27 protein-coding genes are annotated in these 19,799 nt (G+C 41.2%); 2 read left to right on the top strand and 25 right to left on the bottom strand.

Annotation, left to right across the window (positions count from 1 at the left end; genetic code table 11):
• Positions 1-18: 18 nt before the first annotated feature.
• From ACQXR1_RS05095 to ACQXR1_RS05025, 15 genes are all read right to left on the bottom strand, one after another.
• Complete coding sequence (locus ACQXR1_RS05095; protein ID WP_003246208.1) at positions 19-441, bottom strand: phage holin family protein; 423 nt, start codon at positions 439-441, stop codon at positions 19-21.
• A 44-nt stretch (positions 442-485) separates the two neighbouring features.
• The gene (gene xepA, locus ACQXR1_RS05090; protein ID WP_085186530.1) at positions 486-1,379 is read right to left on the bottom strand and encodes a phage-like element PBSX protein XepA; all 894 of its coding nucleotides are present in this window, start codon (positions 1,377-1,379) and stop codon (positions 486-488) included.
• A gap of 87 nt (positions 1,380-1,466) precedes the next feature.
• The gene (locus ACQXR1_RS05085; RefSeq protein ID WP_040082457.1) at positions 1,467-1,631 is read right to left on the bottom strand and encodes an XkdX family protein; all 165 of its coding nucleotides are present in this window, start codon (positions 1,629-1,631) and stop codon (positions 1,467-1,469) included.
• On the bottom strand, positions 1,628-1,963 hold the full coding sequence (locus tag ACQXR1_RS05080) for an XkdW family protein (protein WP_040082456.1): 336 nt from the start codon (positions 1,961-1,963) through the stop codon (positions 1,628-1,630). Before ACQXR1_RS05080 ends, ACQXR1_RS05085 begins: the two co-directional genes overlap by 4 nt.
• Before the next feature lie 9 nt (positions 1,964-1,972).
• On the bottom strand, positions 1,973-3,067 hold the full coding sequence (locus ACQXR1_RS05075; RefSeq protein ID WP_095713344.1) for a hypothetical protein: 1,095 nt from the start codon (positions 3,065-3,067) through the stop codon (positions 1,973-1,975).
• A 3-nt stretch (positions 3,068-3,070) separates the two neighbouring features.
• A complete protein-coding gene (locus ACQXR1_RS05070; protein ID WP_095713345.1) occupies positions 3,071-3,343 on the bottom strand; it encodes a hypothetical protein in 273 nt (90 codons plus the stop codon).
• Complete coding sequence (locus tag ACQXR1_RS05065) at positions 3,340-3,918, bottom strand: YmfQ family protein (RefSeq protein ID WP_430771828.1); 579 nt, start codon at positions 3,916-3,918, stop codon at positions 3,340-3,342. Before ACQXR1_RS05065 ends, ACQXR1_RS05070 begins: the two co-directional genes overlap by 4 nt.
• Positions 3,902-4,948 carry a baseplate J/gp47 family protein gene (locus ACQXR1_RS05060; protein ID WP_095317836.1) on the bottom strand — a complete coding sequence of 349 codons (1,047 nt, stop codon included), beginning with the start codon at positions 4,946-4,948 and terminating at the stop codon, positions 3,902-3,904. The genes ACQXR1_RS05065 and ACQXR1_RS05060 overlap by 17 nt, the downstream gene beginning before the upstream one ends.
• Positions 4,941-5,366, bottom strand: a complete 426-nt coding sequence (locus ACQXR1_RS05055) for a DUF2634 domain-containing protein (protein WP_085186539.1) — start codon at positions 5,364-5,366, stop codon at positions 4,941-4,943. Before ACQXR1_RS05055 ends, ACQXR1_RS05060 begins: the two co-directional genes overlap by 8 nt.
• Before the next feature lie 12 nt (positions 5,367-5,378).
• Positions 5,379-5,645 carry a DUF2577 family protein gene (locus ACQXR1_RS05050; protein ID WP_041850059.1) on the bottom strand — a complete coding sequence of 89 codons (267 nt, stop codon included), beginning with the start codon at positions 5,643-5,645 and terminating at the stop codon, positions 5,379-5,381.
• The gene (locus tag ACQXR1_RS05045) at positions 5,642-6,622 is read right to left on the bottom strand and encodes an XkdQ/YqbQ family protein (protein WP_430771827.1); all 981 of its coding nucleotides are present in this window, start codon (positions 6,620-6,622) and stop codon (positions 5,642-5,644) included. The genes ACQXR1_RS05050 and ACQXR1_RS05045 overlap by 4 nt, the downstream gene beginning before the upstream one ends.
• Positions 6,623-6,634: 12 nt before the next feature.
• The gene (locus ACQXR1_RS05040) at positions 6,635-7,294 is read right to left on the bottom strand and encodes a LysM peptidoglycan-binding domain-containing protein (protein ID WP_430771826.1); all 660 of its coding nucleotides are present in this window, start codon (positions 7,292-7,294) and stop codon (positions 6,635-6,637) included.
• Positions 7,287-12,044 carry a phage tail tape measure protein gene (locus tag ACQXR1_RS05035; RefSeq protein WP_430771825.1) on the bottom strand — a complete coding sequence of 1,586 codons (4,758 nt, stop codon included), beginning with the start codon at positions 12,042-12,044 and terminating at the stop codon, positions 7,287-7,289. The genes ACQXR1_RS05040 and ACQXR1_RS05035 overlap by 8 nt, the downstream gene beginning before the upstream one ends.
• A gap of 2 nt (positions 12,045-12,046) precedes the next feature.
• Positions 12,047-12,184 carry a hypothetical protein gene (locus tag ACQXR1_RS05030; protein WP_128753615.1) on the bottom strand — a complete coding sequence of 46 codons (138 nt, stop codon included), beginning with the start codon at positions 12,182-12,184 and terminating at the stop codon, positions 12,047-12,049.
• Positions 12,185-12,225: 41 nt separating this feature from the next.
• Positions 12,226-12,663, bottom strand: coding sequence for a phage tail assembly chaperone (locus tag ACQXR1_RS05025; RefSeq protein ID WP_128753616.1), 438 nt, complete (start codon positions 12,661-12,663; stop codon positions 12,226-12,228).
• A gap of 156 nt (positions 12,664-12,819) precedes the next feature.
• Between ACQXR1_RS05025 and ACQXR1_RS05020 the strand changes: the two genes are divergently transcribed.
• On the top strand, positions 12,820-12,948 hold the full coding sequence (locus ACQXR1_RS05020) for a putative holin-like toxin (protein WP_350308356.1): 129 nt from the start codon (positions 12,820-12,822) through the stop codon (positions 12,946-12,948).
• A gap of 449 nt (positions 12,949-13,397) precedes the next feature.
• Positions 13,398-13,484, top strand: a complete 87-nt coding sequence (locus ACQXR1_RS05015; RefSeq protein WP_106610765.1) for a putative holin-like toxin — start codon at positions 13,398-13,400, stop codon at positions 13,482-13,484.
• Between the two features lie 318 nt (positions 13,485-13,802).
• Here the strand turns inward: ACQXR1_RS05015 and ACQXR1_RS05010 are convergent, their stop codons facing one another.
• The 10 genes from ACQXR1_RS05010 to ACQXR1_RS04965 are packed head-to-tail and all read right to left on the bottom strand — an operon-like array spanning position 13,803 to position 19,799.
• Positions 13,803-14,246 (bottom strand): phage tail tube protein, encoded by a 444-nt coding sequence (locus ACQXR1_RS05010; RefSeq protein ID WP_003229930.1) that lies wholly within the window; start codon positions 14,244-14,246, stop codon positions 13,803-13,805.
• Positions 14,247-14,248: 2 nt separating this feature from the next.
• Positions 14,249-15,649 carry a phage tail sheath family protein gene (locus ACQXR1_RS05005; RefSeq protein WP_128753617.1) on the bottom strand — a complete coding sequence of 467 codons (1,401 nt, stop codon included), beginning with the start codon at positions 15,647-15,649 and terminating at the stop codon, positions 14,249-14,251.
• Complete coding sequence (locus ACQXR1_RS05000; protein WP_128753618.1) at positions 15,650-15,841, bottom strand: hypothetical protein; 192 nt, start codon at positions 15,839-15,841, stop codon at positions 15,650-15,652.
• Positions 15,838-16,275: a phage tail terminator family protein gene (locus ACQXR1_RS04995; RefSeq protein WP_208561509.1), complete on the bottom strand. Its 438-nt coding sequence runs from the start codon at positions 16,273-16,275 to the stop codon at positions 15,838-15,840. Before ACQXR1_RS04995 ends, ACQXR1_RS05000 begins: the two co-directional genes overlap by 4 nt.
• Positions 16,276-16,287: 12 nt before the next feature.
• Entirely contained in the window at positions 16,288-16,791 is a 504-nt protein-coding gene (locus ACQXR1_RS04990) for an HK97 gp10 family phage protein (protein WP_430771824.1), read from the bottom strand.
• Positions 16,788-17,150, bottom strand: coding sequence for a YqbH/XkdH family protein (locus ACQXR1_RS04985; protein WP_040082438.1), 363 nt, complete (start codon positions 17,148-17,150; stop codon positions 16,788-16,790). Before ACQXR1_RS04985 ends, ACQXR1_RS04990 begins: the two co-directional genes overlap by 4 nt.
• Complete coding sequence (yqbG, locus tag ACQXR1_RS04980) at positions 17,147-17,542, bottom strand: protein YqbG (RefSeq protein WP_128753621.1); 396 nt, start codon at positions 17,540-17,542, stop codon at positions 17,147-17,149. The genes ACQXR1_RS04985 and yqbG overlap by 4 nt, the downstream gene beginning before the upstream one ends.
• A 6-nt stretch (positions 17,543-17,548) precedes the next feature.
• Entirely contained in the window at positions 17,549-17,857 is a 309-nt protein-coding gene (locus tag ACQXR1_RS04975) for a YqbF domain-containing protein (RefSeq protein WP_128753622.1), read from the bottom strand.
• A 10-nt stretch (positions 17,858-17,867) separates the two neighbouring features.
• On the bottom strand, positions 17,868-18,803 hold the full coding sequence (locus tag ACQXR1_RS04970; RefSeq protein WP_430771823.1) for a phage major capsid protein: 936 nt from the start codon (positions 18,801-18,803) through the stop codon (positions 17,868-17,870).
• An 18-nt stretch (positions 18,804-18,821) separates the two neighbouring features.
• Entirely contained in the window at positions 18,822-19,799 is a 978-nt protein-coding gene (locus tag ACQXR1_RS04965) for an XkdF-like putative serine protease domain-containing protein (RefSeq protein ID WP_128753624.1), read from the bottom strand.

Genomic DNA, 19,799 nt, shown 5'->3' with positions numbered 1-19,799 from the left:
ATAAAAAAAGCCACTGGCTTAGCCAGCAGCTTTGTCTGCGTTATTCTTACTCTGTTCTTTTTCGTTCTCAATTGTTTGTAATCGATCTGTTATTGATGATGGTATTTTAACACCAATCTGTGCTAAGTTTTCAGTTATTGACAAACCTTCATTAGCGATATAAAAAAGAACGGTACCAAAGGTTAAGACACCGTTCAAATTGAGTACTGTATCAATCACGTTTGCTAAAATGACCGCAAAGAAATTGAGTAGCTTGCGGACATAGCCAAACCATGCGCTTCGGCTTCGCAGTTTTTTGAATTTCCATGCCTTGATTACTCCTGTTAAAACGTCAATTATGCTAAGTACTAGAAGTAAATCAAGGTACTTCACCCCTCCAAATAAATATACTCTTGCTAAATCTAATGTTTCAAAATTGATAAACAAACTTGTCTCCTCCATTCTAATCACCTCCTCCGAGGCAAATAAAAAAGGACAGCCGGATCTTATGAGACGGCCGTCCCTCTAACTGAAAAGTTTCCATTTGTTAAAGCTGTAAGCTCCATAACAATTTCTTTAAAGCCAGTAATGCTAAAAGACCAAGCTTCTGATTTCCCTTTGGTGCTAGTGGCAAATGTTCCGTCATCTACTTTCTGCCCTCTAAGGGCTCTTTTTGTTCCCGATAAGGATTTACCCCAGAACTTCAATTCACTTGTCTCAGCCGTCCCATAAACCTCAATGAGTAACGTTTTGAATGATCCAACGGTGAATGGGTTACCCTCACCTATGGTTTCTGTTTTATCGTGAAAGACAATATCCATTGTTTTTGCTTGAGTGTCTAATGAGCTAAGGTTCAAGCCTTCAGTTTGAACTTTTAAACGACCATCATTAGTTAAACCGTTTTTATCTAACTGGACTGACAACGGAGCAACTGCTGTAATAGGAACAGTGTGGTTAATGTTTATATCCTCTTCACCTGCGCCCAGTGACTGGTATAGTAAAAATTCAGATTGCTGCAGGTTACCATTTGCGTATCTGAAACGGAAATAGCGTTTAGTTAAATGAATCCATTCAGTCTCGCCAAGCGTATTTGCTTTAACTACCAATGAAGAGACAGTGGTCCATGTATTCATATCATTACTTTCTTCGATGAATAAGGTTCCTTCACGATCAGAATAAGCGTGACCTTTTACTTTTGAAATTAAAACCTGACCTAATCGATCTTGTCCATATTGCGTGTAGACTTCAGTGGCTTTTAAAACTGCGTTCGTCAGCAGCTCTGAATTACCGGAGATTGAAGCTACTGGCACAACAAAATCTCTGTTTCCTTCTCTGTATGGCTTGGCTGCCCCCGGCTTACCAGTTGCATCTGTTGAAAATTGAAAACTATATGATGCCATTATAAATCCTCCTTGCTATTGTAGATCATTAGTGGTGAGCATGGGTTTACAACGGAACCACCTCCTTTAAGGAAAAATAAAAAAGCCCTAAATGGCTTCTCCTGTGATCTCTTTATACTGTTCAGCTGTAATGAGTTTTTTCTCTACCCCTTTTTGTAAATCCTCAGGCGAGCAATCTTTATAATGAATTGCCTGTTTCACCATTTCAGGAGTAGCCCAGTCATAATGTAAAGCCCAAATCCAATAATTCATGAATCTTTCCCTCCTTGTAGAGTAAGCAGTTGCAACTTTATTTTTGAGAGCTCGCTTCCCAAAGTTTGGTTTAATTCTTCAAACTGTTTACGGGCTAGCTTCTCCTGAGATAACTCTCTTGCAAGTAGATCCACTTGAACTGGTGGTTCATATGCAGATGTACTCTGAAGCTCTTCCCACCAAGTTTTTAACTCTGCTTCCGTTGGTATAGGTGCCCTAATATTCCACTCTGCTATATATGAGGGAGTTCCGTCACCATTATTCTGGACAATAAAATCCTTTGTGGGATCAGCTGTTGGGTATTTAAAAAGAATAGCTTCACCTATATTCATCGTTACCTCCTAAAATCTTGGATAATTTCTCCCGCCTAATTCCTGTATGTCAATAAAGTTAAACGATCCATCCTTATCGTCCACGCCCCTTTGACCATTTCCTACGTAATTACAATAACACCAGATTTCTAAGTAATCACCTTTGTTCATTGGGACAGTTGCATTACCATTTAAACCAAGGTACATTTCATTATCTCTATTTTCATAATACCCTCGAATATGATGTAGCGTTTTGTATTTTTTTCCATTTAAATAAACTTTTAAATGAAGGTTAATATAAGAAGGAGAGTTTATCACATAAATTCCTGAACCAACCAAATACATTCCATCATTCGGTGCAATAAACCTGTTATTTTTAATGTCAAAAGCATTGTGACTGTCCTTGATTATTCTATTGAAAGCTATTTTAGTATGGTCAACTTTTTTTAAGTATTGAATGCCTGTAGTTCCCACATTTGCATGAGCAAAACCCGATATTTTCTCCCATTTTGTCCAGCCTGAACCACTCCACCAGTGCCTAATCCAAACTCCTGTACTGTAGTAGTAAGTCCCAGACTCATTTCCTGTCCCATAAAAGTATTGCGTAAATCGGTAATTATTATATTTTTCATTTTTGACAATGCCATAACTCAAAGGGTACCCTGTAGTATTGCCCTGACCAATGTCCATTAAGGTCAGTCCTAAAGGATATTCTTCCCCTCCCTTTCTAGCATCTTGAATAGCATTGTCACCAGTAATTAATGTCAGATTGTTATTTTTGTAGTTGGTATCTACGTAATATTTTGCATCCGATAAAGCCTTATCAGCTTTTTCCTGAGCTCCGGCAGTTGTTTCTTTTGCATTCCAATTCTCCCGCTCTACTGGTGTTATGTGCCGTTGTGTATCATTAATATGCTCTTCAAATTCTTTTTTCGAAGCTTGCTGTACATTATCAACGTTCCCTAGCCCGATTTGCGCCTTTGTTGTATTGTGAGGGTTGTTCATGTCATTTTTATGTACATCTAAATCTTTATGCGCGTCTTGAATACCTTTCTCCCAACGGTTCACATCATCCTCATTAATAGGATCATCTGGCAGCCAGTCTGTTTTTGCTTCATATGCCATTTGTTACACCACCTCAAAAGTAATCCTAAAATCAAGCGTTCTATTATTACTGACGTCTAAATCTGTTGTTCTTCCCGTAATCACGTTGTTTTGCTCATCAAGGATCTGCACACTCTCAATGTGTTTGATATCTTCTTCTCGATGAGTAAGCACCGTGACAACGGCCCCCTGAATAGTGACTTCCACAATTTTTGTTTCATTTCCATTCAGCAGCACTTTCGATATTCTATTTTTCAAATCTGCAGCTGTTCGCTCTCTATAAAGCTGTGTAATCATACAAGGACCACCTCGTTATTATTGAGCGTGACGGAATAACCTACCTTTAGCTCACTTGTTTTTCGATACCTTCTTTTATTCAGAATGACAGTATCTTTTATCTTGAGTGGCTCATTCAAAGCAGCTCGCAATGTATATGCCAAATGAGCTGGCTTCATATTCTCCAATGTTTCTATGAGCTCGCTCATATGCTGCATATCATCTATATCAATATCAACATTAAAACGGTACTGTCCTTGAAGTAGCCTGACCTGAGCAGACGGATTTTTCAGGAACCGATTTAATGCCTGTTCAATAGCCTTATATGTTGCCGGCGGTATATTGGACATTTTAGAGATTATGCGCAATCGGCGGATCTCATCGGTGTCACCTGATTCCCGCGGTACGTTCAAAATCTTTTCCCATCGTTCAAGCCCCCAGGTTGCTGTAGTAACAAACAGCTGATCTGTCAGATCAAAGATGCTGTTATTTTGCTTCTCAAATTCCGGAGCTTCCACTTTAAGAAGTTCAGCCATTTCCTTTAACTTGATAAGGAACGGCGGCAGGTAAGCAGCCATTTCATCGAGTTTGCTCAATGATGTTCACCTGCCCCAATTTAGGGATTTCGACGTCACTCAGAACCAAATTTTCGGCTACGCCATTGATTTTAATATCTGCGTAATCACTAACTGAAGGTGAATTGTAGACGATATTATTAATCTGCGATAAACGGATGACGTTATCTTCAAAAGCAATCTTTTTAAAAAGATTTAAAACACCTGATTCGATTTCTTGCTTTACCTGATCGATAGAGTTATTGATCTCGGGAAGTACCTCGGCTGAAATCTCAACCTCTTTCCATACCGCACTCTCCACTGTGACAAAGGCACCTATTGGCGCTTGTCCCTCACCTTGTCCTGGTTCAGGATCAATATAGTTTTTCACCTTTGATATTAAAATATCGGAAGCAGGTTCCAAGTTAGCATTGGTCACGACAATTTTGACTGTACCGTCCCCGTTCCAAAGCGGAAAGACCTTTACCTTCCCTACTCCGTCTACTTCTTCAGCCCATTGTTTATAGTGAGCTTTATTGGCACTGACAGCTTCCCGACGCACGCGGGTAAAATATCTAGCTCTTAAACTGTCATCATCCTCCTCTTCTCGACCAGGGATTAGAATCTCTTTCACGATCGCTTTTTGGAGTCCTGGTATGGTGTCTAATGACAATAGATTCTGGCCGGAAATATTTGCGTTCCCCGCTTCCCCCGCTGTTTCACATTCCAACGTCCCGTCAGCTGTGTATTGGAAATACAGGTTATCTACAAAAAAGCGGGAACCCACTGGAATGGTTACTCCTTCAGTAAACTCCGCTGCCCGGACTGCTTTCGTGGCAGCCGTTCGCTCGATGCCGGCTTCAGTAGCCCGACGATCTAAAAATTCTCCTTGTGCTGTGTCCGAGAAGACAAGTTCCAGCACAGTATCGAGCCAAATATAAGACTTGGCCAATTCTGCGGCTGCAGGAGCTAACGCGTTATAAATCACGCTTCCTTCCCTTGTATCAATGTCCGCTGAAATGCTGTTTAACATACGGTCCATAATCACTTCAAAGGTTTGATCTTCAAACATCTTCGCCAAGCACCTCCTTGATCTCCAATGTTCCTTCGTCAGTCTCGACTGTAAAGGAGACACGGAACGATTCGCCTTGTTTTTCTATTTCAAAATCTGTAACAGCAAAAATTCGGTCGTCATAGATCAGTGCTTCCTCTATCAGCCGAGGGATCTCCATTTTCTTATATGCGTCTGTTGTTTCGTTATCTGCCAGCACGTCTTGAAGCTCATTTCCAATGTCATGACTGTAAACAGAATATGCGTATCGCTCAGTATGGAGAGACAAATATACAAACTGCTTGATCGCTTCAAGGCCTGTAATGATTTCATTTGTGATACGGCCATTTTCAAAATCTATTTTGTAGGTTTGCGAGGTCTCTATGACTTCGCTGTCATCTTCTATATCCTCAAAATCGATTTCCGGAGACAAAGCCATTCCAAACACCTCCTATATTTTGTCGAGAATAAAAAAAGATTGTCCGCCTTTTAAGGAGACAACCATCACATTCTCACCCATCTTTAGTTCTTCATCTCCTCCACCGCGCAGCCGTTTAGGAATAATAATCAAATCAGACGGAATAATTAGCTTTTCATTTTCATTGAGTTTAATTTCAACCGGAGAAACGGAAACCACTTCAGCCGGCATAATATCCACCGGTGACTCAGAATCAACTGCACCGACAGCCAAATGTTTGATTGCTTCACTTAATCTCATGAGGAAACACCATCAGGGATAGAATTTTTCTCCACCACATCAATGGTCATCGTGTGTGTCGATCCTTTAAATTCGTGTTTATCTGTATCGATCCAGTACGTCTTCCTAACCCCAACTTCCGGAATTGAAATATAGACGGGCAAACCACTTTGAAGATCCGGAATCCCAATCGCTTGAATACTTTTGAGTTCTTTTTTGACGCCTTTTTTCTGTGCCTGTTTGACTTTCGCACGCTCCTGAAGCTGCGCCTGGTTAATGTTATCGGAAACCGTTTCGACATACTGAAGCACACCATATTTACTGATGCCTGAGTTGTCGCTTGCGGTAGCCGTGTATGTTTTATTGTCTTTCTGACGCCGCAGCTTTACTTTTGTGGCCGTGTCATTAATTGAAGTGCTGTATTGATAGCCGATGATGTTCACACCCGTCTCCAGCACCCATACTTCTGACTGATCAGGCCAAGCACGAAGGCCAAGCTTCCCCTTTGCAGAATATAATTGATAATTCCTTCCGGTTTGGCTTTTCGTTTGTTTCAAGGCTTTCAAAATCATGTCATAAAGGCTCGTATCATCTTTAAACACTAATGATTTAATGGTGTAACCCGTATTTGCTATGGATGTCGTTGGGATTTGAAAATCTCTTGCCAGGCGCTTAATAATCTCGTCTGCACGCTTATTGGAGAACATATAAACATCTTTGTTCTTAACCAGATATTGCAGCATGTCATAAGCCGTAAAGGTCAGCCCATGTTCTTCCGGATTGCGAGAAAACACAATACCTCGAAACAGCTCTTTCCCTTTCCACTTAAACAGAACCGTATCCCCTTCTGATACGCTGTAATATGAATGGGTTCCTTGTTTCGTTATGATCTTTGCTGTGATCGATCGGGGTGCCTGATACCGTTGTCCCTCAAGAGAAACACTTTCAGTTACCAGCTCAAGCCATTCCGTTTCTTTAATGACGAAAAGTTCTATCATGTCATCACCTGCTTACTGCGGTATCTTTAATTTTTGACCAGGAAAGATCCAGTGCCCTGGCTGTCTTATATTCCGTTTGCTTCGTTTGATCATAGCCTTTTTATTGACGTTCCAGATCTTGCGCCATTTTGTACTGTCTCCATAAAATTTGCCGGCAAGGTCCCACAGTGTATCGCCTTTCTTAACGGTGTATGTTTTAGGAGCTGATTTAGATGGCCGTTTCTTCTTCGTCTTTTTCTTCTGCTTGATCTTCCGCGGCGAAGCAGTTTTGTATTCCTTCAGCTTCATTTCATAATCACGATCACCTATATCTTTTTGGCCCTCGCTATAAGAAAAAACCTCGATACTGCAAGTTAAATTAATTTTCGTTCCAGTAATCAAGAATTGAATCGGCTTTTTAGATTTCACCCATTTCTCGATCTTTGCAATAGCATTTTCAGGAGAAGGAAATCCTTTATACTCAGCAAGCGGGCTATGTTTCTTTGGAAAAAAAGAAGAGAACGAAATTTCTTTCGCTCCCGGTTTATCAATAAAAGTGATCTCCCCAAAACTAGCCACTTTTACTGATTCATTTTGAATTGTGTTTGAAATATCAATTTGTTCAGGAAGGACAGGAAGCCGTAGCTTATCCTTCCCTTGTGAAATCCAGAATTCATATATGGATTTAGTCAAAAGCAACGACTCCCTTCGTTCCAATGTTGATATCCTGTTCAAGCTCATCGACAAGGGCCTGCTTAATCTTAGCTACAAGACTGTTCATGTCTTGGTCATTGTGAAAATGCTGATCGCCATTAAACTGAATAATGACCTCTTTGCCGCCTGCAGCTGTAACTGTTGTTTGATTACGACCCGTTGTGGCAACTGTTACCTGACCGGAAGATAATTCAGTTTGCCCGTTTTTAGATGGGTCTGTGACTTCCATTCCGAGTGCCTTAGCTGCTTGTGCTAACAGATAACGTCCACGGATGCCTCGCTCCTCTGGAATGATCCATTCCCGTTTGTTTCCTTCACCGACACGTGCAATCTGCTCTTTGGTAATAAGTCCGCCGTTAGCGTAGCCAACATATGGACCTCCGTGCCTCATGCTTCTAATGCCTGGTACATTATTAATTGATCCATATCTGCTTTTGATATAGCTAATCGCAGCAGCAGCGTTGTGTATCGGGTTAAGAATATTATTCATGCCCGGCAGTTTGTGTGCGTTGAAGGTACTTGGGATTGTCTGCATGAGCCCCTGAGATGGATGTCCTGCTTTCGCATTACTATCCCATAAGTTGATTGCCTTCGGATTACCGCCTGACTCATGCTGAGCAATTGTCATCAGCCCTGGGAGCCAGCTCACCGGCGTCTTTGTAGCCATGATAGCAGCCATAAGCCATTGCTTCACATTTCCGCTTACTGCTCCCATTCCGGAATAAGCAGCAGCCAGTGAACCTGCTTGTTTTTCAGCAAACTTTTTCACATCAACAGAATCCAGACCTTTTACAATACCTATAGAGGCAAAACGACCGAGACTCATCATGACACGGGAAGGTGAATGAATATCAAGCTCTTCACGAAATGCCTTCTCAACTTTTTTCGCCAGTTCCTTGGCAGCTTCATGGACTTCACTTGCCTTAGAAGTCATGCCCGAAATAAAATTCCCGATCATACCGCTTCCCCAGCCGTTTGATGATTCTTTAGATCGGATAAACGGCTTGTTAATATGAGTGCTGACGTATTGATCAGTACCAGTTTGTGAACTATTTTGTCCAGAAGCAAAACCTTTGACCGTTCCGCTTCCCCATGATGAAGATTTATTAACAGTGTTCTGAAATGGCGTTTTAACCTTCGTCTGCAAGAAGCCATCTGTACCGGTTGAAGTACTGTTCTGACCTTTGGCATAGCCATTAACCACTTGCTTTCCATAATTCGGAGAATAAGAGATTAAATTGTTCATTGGCTGGCCAACGTTTTTCTGTTTCCAAGCGTCCATAGAAACAACATTCTCTCCAATTCCTTGATCAAAGCCTTTAGTGAACTGTTGACCAAATGAAGTCGCTTGTTCATCAAGACTGGATGTGTCAATGATAGGAGATACAGAAGCAGTCACCGCCGCTCTACGGATTAGCGGGGAAGTTGCTGGTTCACCTCCTGCAGGTGAAGCAGACGCTATATCATCAACTACACTCATCCCTAATTTTGAAGCAGCTTGAGAAAGGAGCATTTTGCCGCGCCCTTTATTATTCTCAACAGGGATAACAAATTCTTTACCAGCTTCACCAATCCAAGAAATCGTTGGCTTCGTAATGTAACCACCAGTAGCATGTTTCTTTGGCTTTTCTTTTCCCGTACCAAATAAATAGTTTACGCCACTCTTCACATATCCCCACGCTTTACCAGCAGTTTTTTTCGCACTTGAAGCTACTTTACCACCAACTTCTTTTACTCCGCCTAAAATACTGCTTCCCAATTCCTTTACATTTTGCCACTTTTCAGACCACCACTTCTTACTAAAAAGGGTTTCTGAGATGGAACTCTTAACACTTTTCCATATTGATTTAGCATTGTCCCATTTATTTTTTGACCAGCTCTTTACACTTTCCCATTTTCCTGACCACCATTTCTCGCTAAATAAAGTGGATTTCAGCTTTCCTTTAACTGATTGCCAAACAGAAGACGCGCTGTCCCATTTACTTTGAGCCCAACTTTTTACGCCTTCCCATTTTCCTGACCACCACTTCTCACTAAACAAAGTGGATTTTATTTTTCCCTTTACGGACTCCCAAACAGATGATGCACTATTCCATTTGTCCTGTGCCCAGCTTTTAACGCCAGACCACTTCTCAGACCACCATTCACTATTAAATAAAGTAGACTTCACCTTTTCTTTTACATGAGACCATGTATCACTTAACCCATTCAGAGAAGTCTTCGCATTACTCTTAATACCGAACCATTTTTCAGACCACCATTTTTGATCAAATAATGTACTGTCTAGTTTCTTTTTTACTTCTGAACCATCAAACGCTTTACCTAAACTTGAACCGCCCATGGTGCCTGCTATACCACCAACTATTCCACCAATGGCTGTTCCCACTCCTGGAATAACACTGCCAATAGCTGCTCCTGTAGCCGCTCCAGCAAGACCACCGCCAGCTGATCCAATTTTTTCACCAACATTGTCTTTATTCATCCCAATTAAATCTGTTGCCGCTAAAGCTGTTCCTAATAGAGGGACTCCCTTTGCAAACTTGCCAACACTTTTCAGAGGACTTAAGACTTTCCCGAACTTCGATGTACCGCCTGCAGCTCTACCAGCTGAGTATAGCTCCGATCTCGTAGTGATTATTGCTGATCTTGAATCTCTGGTTGGATTAGTACCTACAGTTCTACCGGAACGCCTTCTCTCCAACCGTTCAGATGACACAGTAATTGATCTGTCAGAAGGGTTCATTCGGGTTGAATTACCGCGTCGACCTAAAACTCTTTTCCCTCGTCTTCTACGAATGCGATCATTTTTACCTCCATCGCTACAACAGCAACATGTTAAGCTGCCGCTTCGAGGTAAACTCGTTGGACCTGTGGCAGTTTTGGATTCTCTGCTCCTTGTGCTGGCATTACGATTACTGTTTCTGTTCCTCCTTTCACTTTTCGTATTAGTGCCAGCTTCAGGAGTACGTTTTGGAATTAACTTTCGGATTACGCCTGCTGCATCACTTCCGACAGTACCTATGCCTTTTAACAACGGACGGAGTATTTTCAAATAACCAATCAATCCAATTAAAGAAGGGATCACAACTTTAATCGCTGTTTTCAAATCATCCCAATGGTTGACGCTCCACTCAATAGCTACGTTTAACTTATCACCTATCTCCTTACCAAGATCGGCAATATCTTTTTTGATCTCTTTAAGTTTTTCCTGACCTTCTTTACTATTAATGAACGAACTGATTTTATCAAAGGCCGGTCCTAATCCAGTTAGCAGAGAGGTTCCCATATCCTTAGATATGCTTTCAAAATCTCTCATGGCATCATTAACCGGTGTCATCGGGTTATTATCCCGAAGTTTCGTAAAGCTACGTTCTAATTCACCGCTTGTTTTAGCACTTGTACCAATACCCTCAGCCATATCTAAAATAGGCTGCTTAAGGTCTTCGTATTGTGTTCCAATAAGCTCAGTTGCAATAGCAGCCCGATTTGTTTTATCTTTCACTTTAGAAAGGGCTTTTGCCACCCTAAATAAACTTTCCTCTCCGCTTATTGAACCATCTTTGAAGCCCTTGAACATTTTCTTAGTTTCCTTGGCTCCGAACAGCGTTTTAAATGCGTCCACTTGGCTATCAGACATTTCGGTTCGGCGGATGTTAAACTCACGCATACTATCGGCTAGGTTATCGAAGTTTCTGGCGCCACCCTTTGTTCCTTTTATCATGGCGTTTGCAATTTGGCCGCCTGTGAGCTTCAAGTCTTTAAAGGTGGAACTGTATTCATTCATCGTGTCCAATAAATCGTCAGCTTGGTCACCGGCATTCCGATATACATAAGCAATTAAGTCTCCGCTTTGTTTCCCAGACAATTTCAAGTTGTTATACATCGAACTAAAAGCACGATCTACCTCTGCCTGATCAGCATTCATAAGCTGGGCAATCTTACTTGACGACTCAGTCAAATCAGCCAGAGCTTTTTTAGACGCCCCTGTCTGTTGTGATAAGTTTCTCAAAGATAAACTGACTTCTTCACGAGAACTGCCCGCTTTATTGTTGAAATAGATCTGATCCGTCATTCTTGCAACATCTTTCTTATTAACGTTTGAAGTTGCTGACACATAAGCATCCTGAGACATTGTACTCTTACCAGAACCCATAATTGAACCTGCAGAAAAACCGCCTGCAACTGCCAGAGTAATGGTAGCATCCTTCAAGCTGTCTATTTTCGCTTCAATTGCATCCAGAGCCGCTGAAGCTCTATCCTTAATAGAAACAGTTGGCTCAGCATGTTCGCCGTCTACATCGGACACATGACGATGGATCTCATCTAATTGGTTTGAAGCATGATCACGAACTGAAACAGTTGGCTCAGCGTGCGAGCGATTCAAATCAGAGAGACCTCCACGGATCAAACGAAAACGTGGTGTAGCTTGATCATTTACGGAAACTGTCACCTCATGGCTGCCCTCGGTAAGATCCTCAGCTTGCTGGCGTATAGAATGTAAGCCATTTGAAGCTCGATCATCTAGATCCACTTCAATCGATCGAGCCCGAGCCGTCAAACGGTTGGCTGATCGGTCAATTCGCTGCATAACTCTCTCAGTCCGATCTTCAGCATCAAAAATAAGAGGACCATTAGTAGCCCTCTTAAGTCTTTCAGCATTGCCTTGTATCATTCGAAGCTTGCGGGAAATCTTATCATGTAATTCAAACGTAGCTGTTAGTTTAGCCATAGTTAATTACCTCCCTTCTTCACTTCTTTTTCTAACAGCTCAAGCTTATAACCGATTAACCCATATAAGAGCGCCTTGAATTCTTTCGGAGCCTCATATAGTTCTCTTAATTCTGACGGGGCGTATTTGAGCTCATGCATCGCGTAATAAAGATATACAGCCTCTTTGTCCCCGTCTTTTACTAGTTTTTTGCTGTTTCTTCAAGGTCTTCGAGATCATCATCAAAACCGTTGATTTCAATTGCTTTGTTTAGCCAGTTCGCATACTCACCGCCGACTGAAAGAACACGTTTGGCGACTTCCACTGGATCTTCTGTTTTGTAAGCCTCACGTAGTTCCTTAGCTTTAAAGTTCGGATAAACAGTCGTTTCAACCGCAATACGAGCATAAAAGCGTTGGCTGTCCAAGTCCTTTACGCGACCGCGGCCTTTTACATTTTTGTAAGTGGTGTTCTCTTTCTCAAGTTCGTCAATTCGTTCAGTCGTAATTGCTTTGAAAATGAATGGAACAACGTTGCCCTCTTTGTCTACAAACCGTTTAGAAATCGGCACTTTTACTTCTTCCGCTTCAATGGATTGTCCTGGCATAAAGAATGAAAGATCGTATGTTTTTTTGCTCATTTTTTATTAACTCCTTTATTTTAGTTTTGGACAATAAAAAAAGCACATTCATACTTTTTGAATGTGCTTTCCATATAATTCATGTATAATAGATTTTTGAAGCTACCGCCTCCCACAGGTTTGTTTGCCCTTAAATGTTAAGGGGAGGTGATAAAAATGACGACATATGAAGTACTAATGGTCATGATAAACTTTGCTGGGTTAATAGGCAACATCATGATCTGGGTCTTAACCCTAGTTACGTTCATACTGACTCATAGAAAAAAAGACACCGAAGTGTCTTAGTGAAATTTGGCTAGGTAGCTTCTAAAGTTAGAGTGTTGCAGCACTCTAACTTTTTTATTTTATGCATTTCTTGTGAAAGAAATACACGAAAACCAAGAATGAAATGCATTACACCGGTATTCATGAATACCTTTGCAATAGTATTGATAATACTATTTTAACCACTTTACCACAGCGTTATCAAGTGGTAATGTTTTAGATTTTCTTAGATTCTACTAGTTTTCCCTAGATTATAGGTGTTTCCTCTAAAATTTTTCAAGAGAATTGAAATGCATTACAAAAAATACATCACACAATTTTTTCCATTGTTTGGTGTTGCTATCACTGCTCATGCTAACAAAAAAGACAACCACAAAAATGGTTGTCTAGTGTATAATTATTCCTGTACATTTGCACGGCTAACTCAAAGGTGGTCTGCTGGCTAAATCCCCTGAAAGGGGGTGACGCCTATGTCGACATTTCAAGCGCTTAGTTTAATGCTTGGAACGGGAATGTTTATTCTCGCCTTGTTGACGTATATAGACAAAAAGAAATAGACCACCCTTTGAGGCCTGAGAAACTTCTAGGGTAGGTCCATACGTACCTTCATAGCCAGCGCTCCAATGAGGAGCCAACATTTGTACAGGCCGGGGTGTTGCCGCACTCCGGTATTTTTTTATTTTATGCATTTCTTTTGAAAGAAATACATGTTTCTATTTGAAACTTGTTCAGTTGGATTACTTCTAAAGTAATCTTACCACATTTTTTCGTGAATATCTCGTGAGAGTTCACGATTTTTCGTGAATTTCTTCGTTAAAGTTCGGCGATTTTTCGTGAATATCTCGGGATGGTTTCACGATTTTTCGTGAAAGTGATTAGAATGTGGATTTTAACTGTTCAGGCACATCAAAATCCTCAAAGGTAAACGGCACTTCTTCTTCCAATGCTTCAGAATCAACATCCAGCCCGGCGATTTTCGCAGAGTCGAAGTTCACATCATACAAGGTGACACGCTCAGTGCCACGTCCTGAAGAGGCGTCATCCAGTACAGCTTGTAAAGTGAAGTAAGGATCGCTTCCCTTTTTCACATAGTCCATCATAATAAGAACAAATTGAGATGTCACTTTATAAAAAGTGGCTGTTCCCGTTCCATTTGCTCCAGTCGTTTTGTGCCCCGTCATCCTACGGCCCATGATATTTACCTCGGATTTATTTTTCTCCACATTGGCTTCAAACGTTTTGATATGAGCCATTTCTTCTCCATCAAGAAACAGCCTGCCCTCTTTACCCGAGATGGTATTTTGCGCTTTTAATGCCATTCTTATTTCACCTCAACATTAAAGTAGAATTTTTCAGCTGCATCCACCGGTTGAACTGCAAGATCAATCAGGAAGCCGTCACGATCGTTATTCAGAGCAATTGTAATGTCATTCTCTGAATCAAAATCAGTAATTCCCCCGTTATCTTGAAGTACACTCAAGTATTGAGTAATCAGCGTTTTTACAAACTGCAGTCCGTCATTTGTAGCGGGAACGTCACTGCCGCTTGCTTTGCGAGACTTGATCAATGCTTTTAATTGAGATGTCAGGTCATTATTGATTGCATCAAGTACACGGACAATTTTGTTTTTCTGGAACATCTTATTTTTCTCTGCTGTTAGGCTTGTGAGTGAATTAATGTCCTTTTCAACCGCTACTGATTTATCACGAGAATCATAAGTAAACAAGAATTCCCCATTTGACAATCGTTCAACGATTTCGTCGTTGTCAATTCGGTTAAGGACATCTACAGCTCCCTCGTATTCTACAAATGTAAGTGATTGATTAAATGTAGCCCCAGCACTTGCGCCTGCAACCCAAGCAGTAGCTTTTTCAGGAGGGATCTCCGTTCCATCTTCAAGCAGGACACCACCAGTTACATTGATAATACCCTCATGGTCTCCCTTGTAATTTGAAAGAACACCTTGAACTTTTTGCCCTTGGTTGTCTCTCAGCCGTTTGATAAACGCAACAAACGTTGCTTTTAATTGCTCGTTATCCTCTACAGGCAGTGCGATTGTGTCAAAGTATTCCGTTTCAGTCGCTTCCAAGAAAGCTGTATAATCGGCATTTGTCGGTGTTTTGTCTGTTCCACCTGACAAGCGGATTCCGGAAGATGCCGGGAGAGCACCGCTGACGTCTTCAGGGGCCGTACCGGTTAACGGAATAGTGACTGTTAAATCCCCTTTCCCCGTAAACGTGACATAGTTATTTTGTTTAAGCTCTTCAGCTTTAGAAACTGTTTGTTTATCAACTTCTGACTGATCAAGGTAGGTAGTGACATCAACTTTCGAAGAGTCAATAACATTCTCCGTGATGCTGATAATGATGTCATTTCCTTTAGTGCCGCCATAAAGAGCAGTAGCTTTTACACCTTCACTAATGTCTGCTGAAGCACGAAGACCTTCCGTCAGACGATAAAGCAAGACTGTACTTGCCTTTTTCATTGCCTCACGTAAAAGCAAAAGAGACGGATCATCGATGTTAAGCCCCACTTTTTTATTCAAATCCTCGATTGAAGAGATAGAAATGAATTTCTTAACTTCACCCCAGCTGGATGCTATCGGCAGCGCAACTGTCCCGCGTTCTCCGGCAGAAACACGGTTCTCCGCGGTCGTTTTGAAGTTAAAGTAAATACCGGCACGCTCTTTTTCCTTGCCAGGTGTGAAAGTTCCGCCGTTCATCTATTTGACCTCCTTTTGAAGAAACTGAGAAATCAACTTCTTCGCTTCCGATTTTGTAATACTCGTTTTATGAACATGAAAAAGAGCACCGTCAAACACCTCGGGTTTTACCCCAAAGAGCTCTCGACTGTGCTCTCGCAAATCCTTAATATAAAAAGCATTTTCCGCTTTCTCTTTTTTAGCGGCCATCATTTCACCCCACTTTTAAATTTAAAACCATCCAATGAACGCTGTTCTTCCCGCTCATACCAATAGCGGCTCGTCCAGTTTAAGACAATGGTCGCGTAATCGTCTGACACCCGTGTTTCTATTCGAGATAGCCGAATAAAATCCCCCGTATCCTCGCCAGATTCCTGCATGAGCGGAATTATGCCCCTATTGCTTCTAAGTGTATCCGCAATTCGTTCCGCTTCGTTATGAGCCTTCTGTGCATTTTCGTGAAAGAGTTTCACGTTTAAAACATAGGCTTTCTGAAACGTAGATACTGTGTCCGTCCCATCGACCGTGGAAGCCGGTGGAAAGTAAAGAGACGGAACAGCAAAGTCCTGCGGTATTTCTTCTTCATACACTTGAACAGGATACAGTTTGTATAGATAGCTCATAATTGAACCTACTTCTTGATTCATGGCAGCACCACCTTAAAATTCTTCATCAATCCATTGCTGCAGCTTCCGCTCAAGGCTTCTCTCAAACATCAACTGAAATATAGCCATGGCGTTATCCCAAAACCCAGAACCGTCTATCCATTGGAACTTCAGCAGCATACCGGAATTTCTTTCGGCAGGTTCATATTCGAAACGGTCGCCTTTCCACCGCCCTGGAACCCATCGTCTATCCTGATTTTTAGACGGATCGATCGTAAAGTGCCCGTCATTCACGTATGAGGCGTATTCCAGATTTGTTCCAACATCCAACTTTAAGCTGCCTTTTGTCATTGAAAAGATATTATCCTGGTCACCTTTCTGAAAGGAATTAAGCAAGCAGCGTGTGTCTACCGTCTTCGTCCTGATAATTTCATCTTGAATAATGTCTAGGAACTCAAAACCCATAGCTTCAAGCCACTTCTCGTATTCCCCTTTCAATTCTCCACGAGAAGCACGGTTTAATGACTGAATGAACTGATCAAGACCTTTGATCTTCACAAATATTCAACCTCCCGTACTGCCGTAACTTCCCAATGATGATTCCTGACTTTGCGGGGCTTCTGTAATTTATAAGCAGTACCATCCCAAACCGTCCTGTCATTTACTCGAATATCAGCAGTAGCAGGGAAATGCACAAGGAATGATTGATAAATAGCTACATTTGGTTCCTGTTGGATAATGGACTGACTCTTTTCTGTAAAATAACACGGCTGATTTTCTATGTCCGGCTCATCAGGGTACGAAAAAACCGGTTGAACATCTTCAACCGGCACCCCGAATTTTTGCTGTCTATTTTCTTTTTTCTCCTGCAGATGGTAAATGTCACATCTGTGAGTCAATAAGGATTGATAACTCATATTGATCTCATCCGCACTCTCGCTTCAATCCCTTCTAAATCAGGGTCAGCCGGTTTCACATAATCTTTTATTAATGCATACACATCAGGTTTTTGAAGAGAACTGCCATCCCCTAGAGTATATGAATAGTCACCAATTTTTTCAGTTGTATATCCTTTAATAATTGACTCGTCGCCATTTATAAGAGCATAAAACTGAGACAACTTTAATAGGGCCAGTCGAACCGTTTCAGGCAAAGGAATATACTCTGCATCTGAAAAATCATGTCCAACTTTAAGAATGATATCGGCAGTTGCCTCAAGTATATCCTGTTTTAACAACTCGTCAGGTCTGGTCTTTACAGACTCAAAAACTGAATAACTCTTTAATTCATAGGGAGTGATTAACAGCATAGGTCACTACCCTTTGTTATCTATTCGCTTAAGGATGTAGGCAATTCTTTCATCTGCGTTTTTGAAGTCAGACGGATTGCCACCAAGATTAGAAATAATGGATTCATGCTCTGCTTTATTCATCCCTTTCAATTCCGATTCAGTATAATTTATCGGATCAGCCTTTTGATTATTAAGCTCTTGGTTTAGTACAAAATATGGATTTTCATTTAAATACTCATAGAGCCTTTTCGGTACTGTTTGACTGACACCTGCCCGAAAGGTAACTCCCATGACATTGTATGTCTTGCCTTTAATAAGCTTTGCAGTATACACGCCAGACCACCTACTCCTTCACTTTCACAATCTTGACTACTGCGTCTTCTTCTTCAAAAACACTATCCAATTTCGCTGTCAAAACAATGATAAACATACGGCGACGGATGTCCTTATCTACTTCAATCCGAATGTTACGAGAGAATCCGAGAATAATATTCTTCGGATGAGTAAGGATGATATCAGAAACATCTGTGGCTGTATCTCCTTCTCCAATCGTATAAGGTTGTAAGTTCGCAATACCTTTGACCGGAACACCAAACGCAGAAGAAAGACCACCTTGAACAGCTGCATCCCCTAAGTTCGTTTGACGATCCGCTACACGATCTTTCCATTCAACCTCAATACCAGGCGATGTATAGAAACGGAACTCCTGCGGAATTCGCAAATATTTAGGAGGTACAGCTTTGTATCCTCGTTTAAATGTTTGGCGTGTCAGTTCCTCACCTGCAGCATCGACAATATGAGATGTAGCTTGTTTTCTGATGCCATCTAATTGTGCAAGATATGAGTCGGACGAAGATGTATCCCCATTTACAAGCAACTCTTCAATATCAATCGCAGCACGTTCAGCTATCATTTGCATGATTGTATTTTGAAGGCCATTTTTTTCGATGTTGTTTTCAAGTGTGTCATAAGTGATGTTAACTTCAGCAATAACTTCTTTTGTGCTTAAGTTAACTGTGCTAGTTGATGGAACTGATTTTTGATCTTTAGTTAACGCAACTCCCTCTTGGGCTGCCCTTAAAATACGCTGACCAAAACCGATCTTCTCGATTTTCTGTGTGTCATGGTCCATTTGAATAACACGCGCATCTCTTAAAATAGTTGGCGTATCTTGAACCATTCGAATAAAAGTTGAAGCTTGAGTAGGGTTCATAATCCCGCCGCTCTCTAAAGTAGAAAGCGTCATTTCTGCTTTATTAATAACCTCTTGATTTCTCATTCGTATCCTCCTTATCCATTAAAACAACCCTGACCAGATTGATTTTTGAACTTGTTCAGAACCCGATTCTTCGGTTTGCTTAGATGTTCCACGTTTTTTTTCGATTGCTTCAATTCGATCAACGAGCGGTTGAACAGCTTCTGAAATTGCCTTTTTCAACTTCTCGCCCTCTTTTTCAACCTCTTCTTCTGTTTTTTCTTTATCTTTCTTTTTAAGTTCTTCCTCTTTTTCTAATGTTTCGAGTCGCTTCTCAATTGGCTCTAAAGCGGCTTGAATGGATTTTGTTACTTCTTCCGAAGTCATTTCTTCTTCCTCCCCTTTTGTTGTTTCTACCTGACTCAGTAAATTACCAAGGGCTGCATGAGCATTCTTAATTTCTTGCAGGTTTGAAGCAGAAAACTTTCTGCCCGCCTTTTCAACCGGCTCTTCATACGATTGCTGTTGTTTTCCAACAAAAAAGTTTTTGAGCAAATAAAAAAGCCCTTTCTCATCTGTTTTATCTTGAGAAACGAGCTTTTCTTCTTGTTTTTCAATTGTCTCAGCAGTACCAGCCATTGAATAACCGGTAATTTCACCTTTTTTGATTTGTTCCCAAACTTCCTCAGAAGCCTTTGTGACAAGGACCCATGATCCCTTTTTAATGACTTCCCCATTCATTTCAAAGTCTGCCGGTGCGACATAGGACTCAACCACCTCACCAACACCGCCCTGAAAATCATGTTGCTTGTCAATTTCTCGGGCATCTTTCAGGAATCCATGAGCGGCTTTTTCGATTTCTGCAGCTGTCATGAAATCGCCGTGGGCGTCTACTGTATCCGGCTCATATACGATACCGTATACAAGTTTTTGTTCGTCCGCTTCTTTCGCAATGACTTTGACTTCTTTTTGAAAGTCCGGCTGTTTTTCTGACTTCATAAAAAAGAACTGCTTTTGATTAGCAGCCTTGTCTACGTAAGAAACATGTGTGATTTTTGCATTTACCAATTCCCTTGGCAT

The sequence above is a fragment of the Bacillus sp. ATD genome (genome assembly GCF_050585765.1).
Taxonomy (GTDB): domain Bacteria; phylum Bacillota; class Bacilli; order Bacillales; family Bacillaceae; genus Bacillus; species Bacillus stercoris.
The sequence above is the reverse complement of the archived record's forward strand: the minus strand, read 5'-3'. Positions and strand labels throughout refer to the sequence as shown.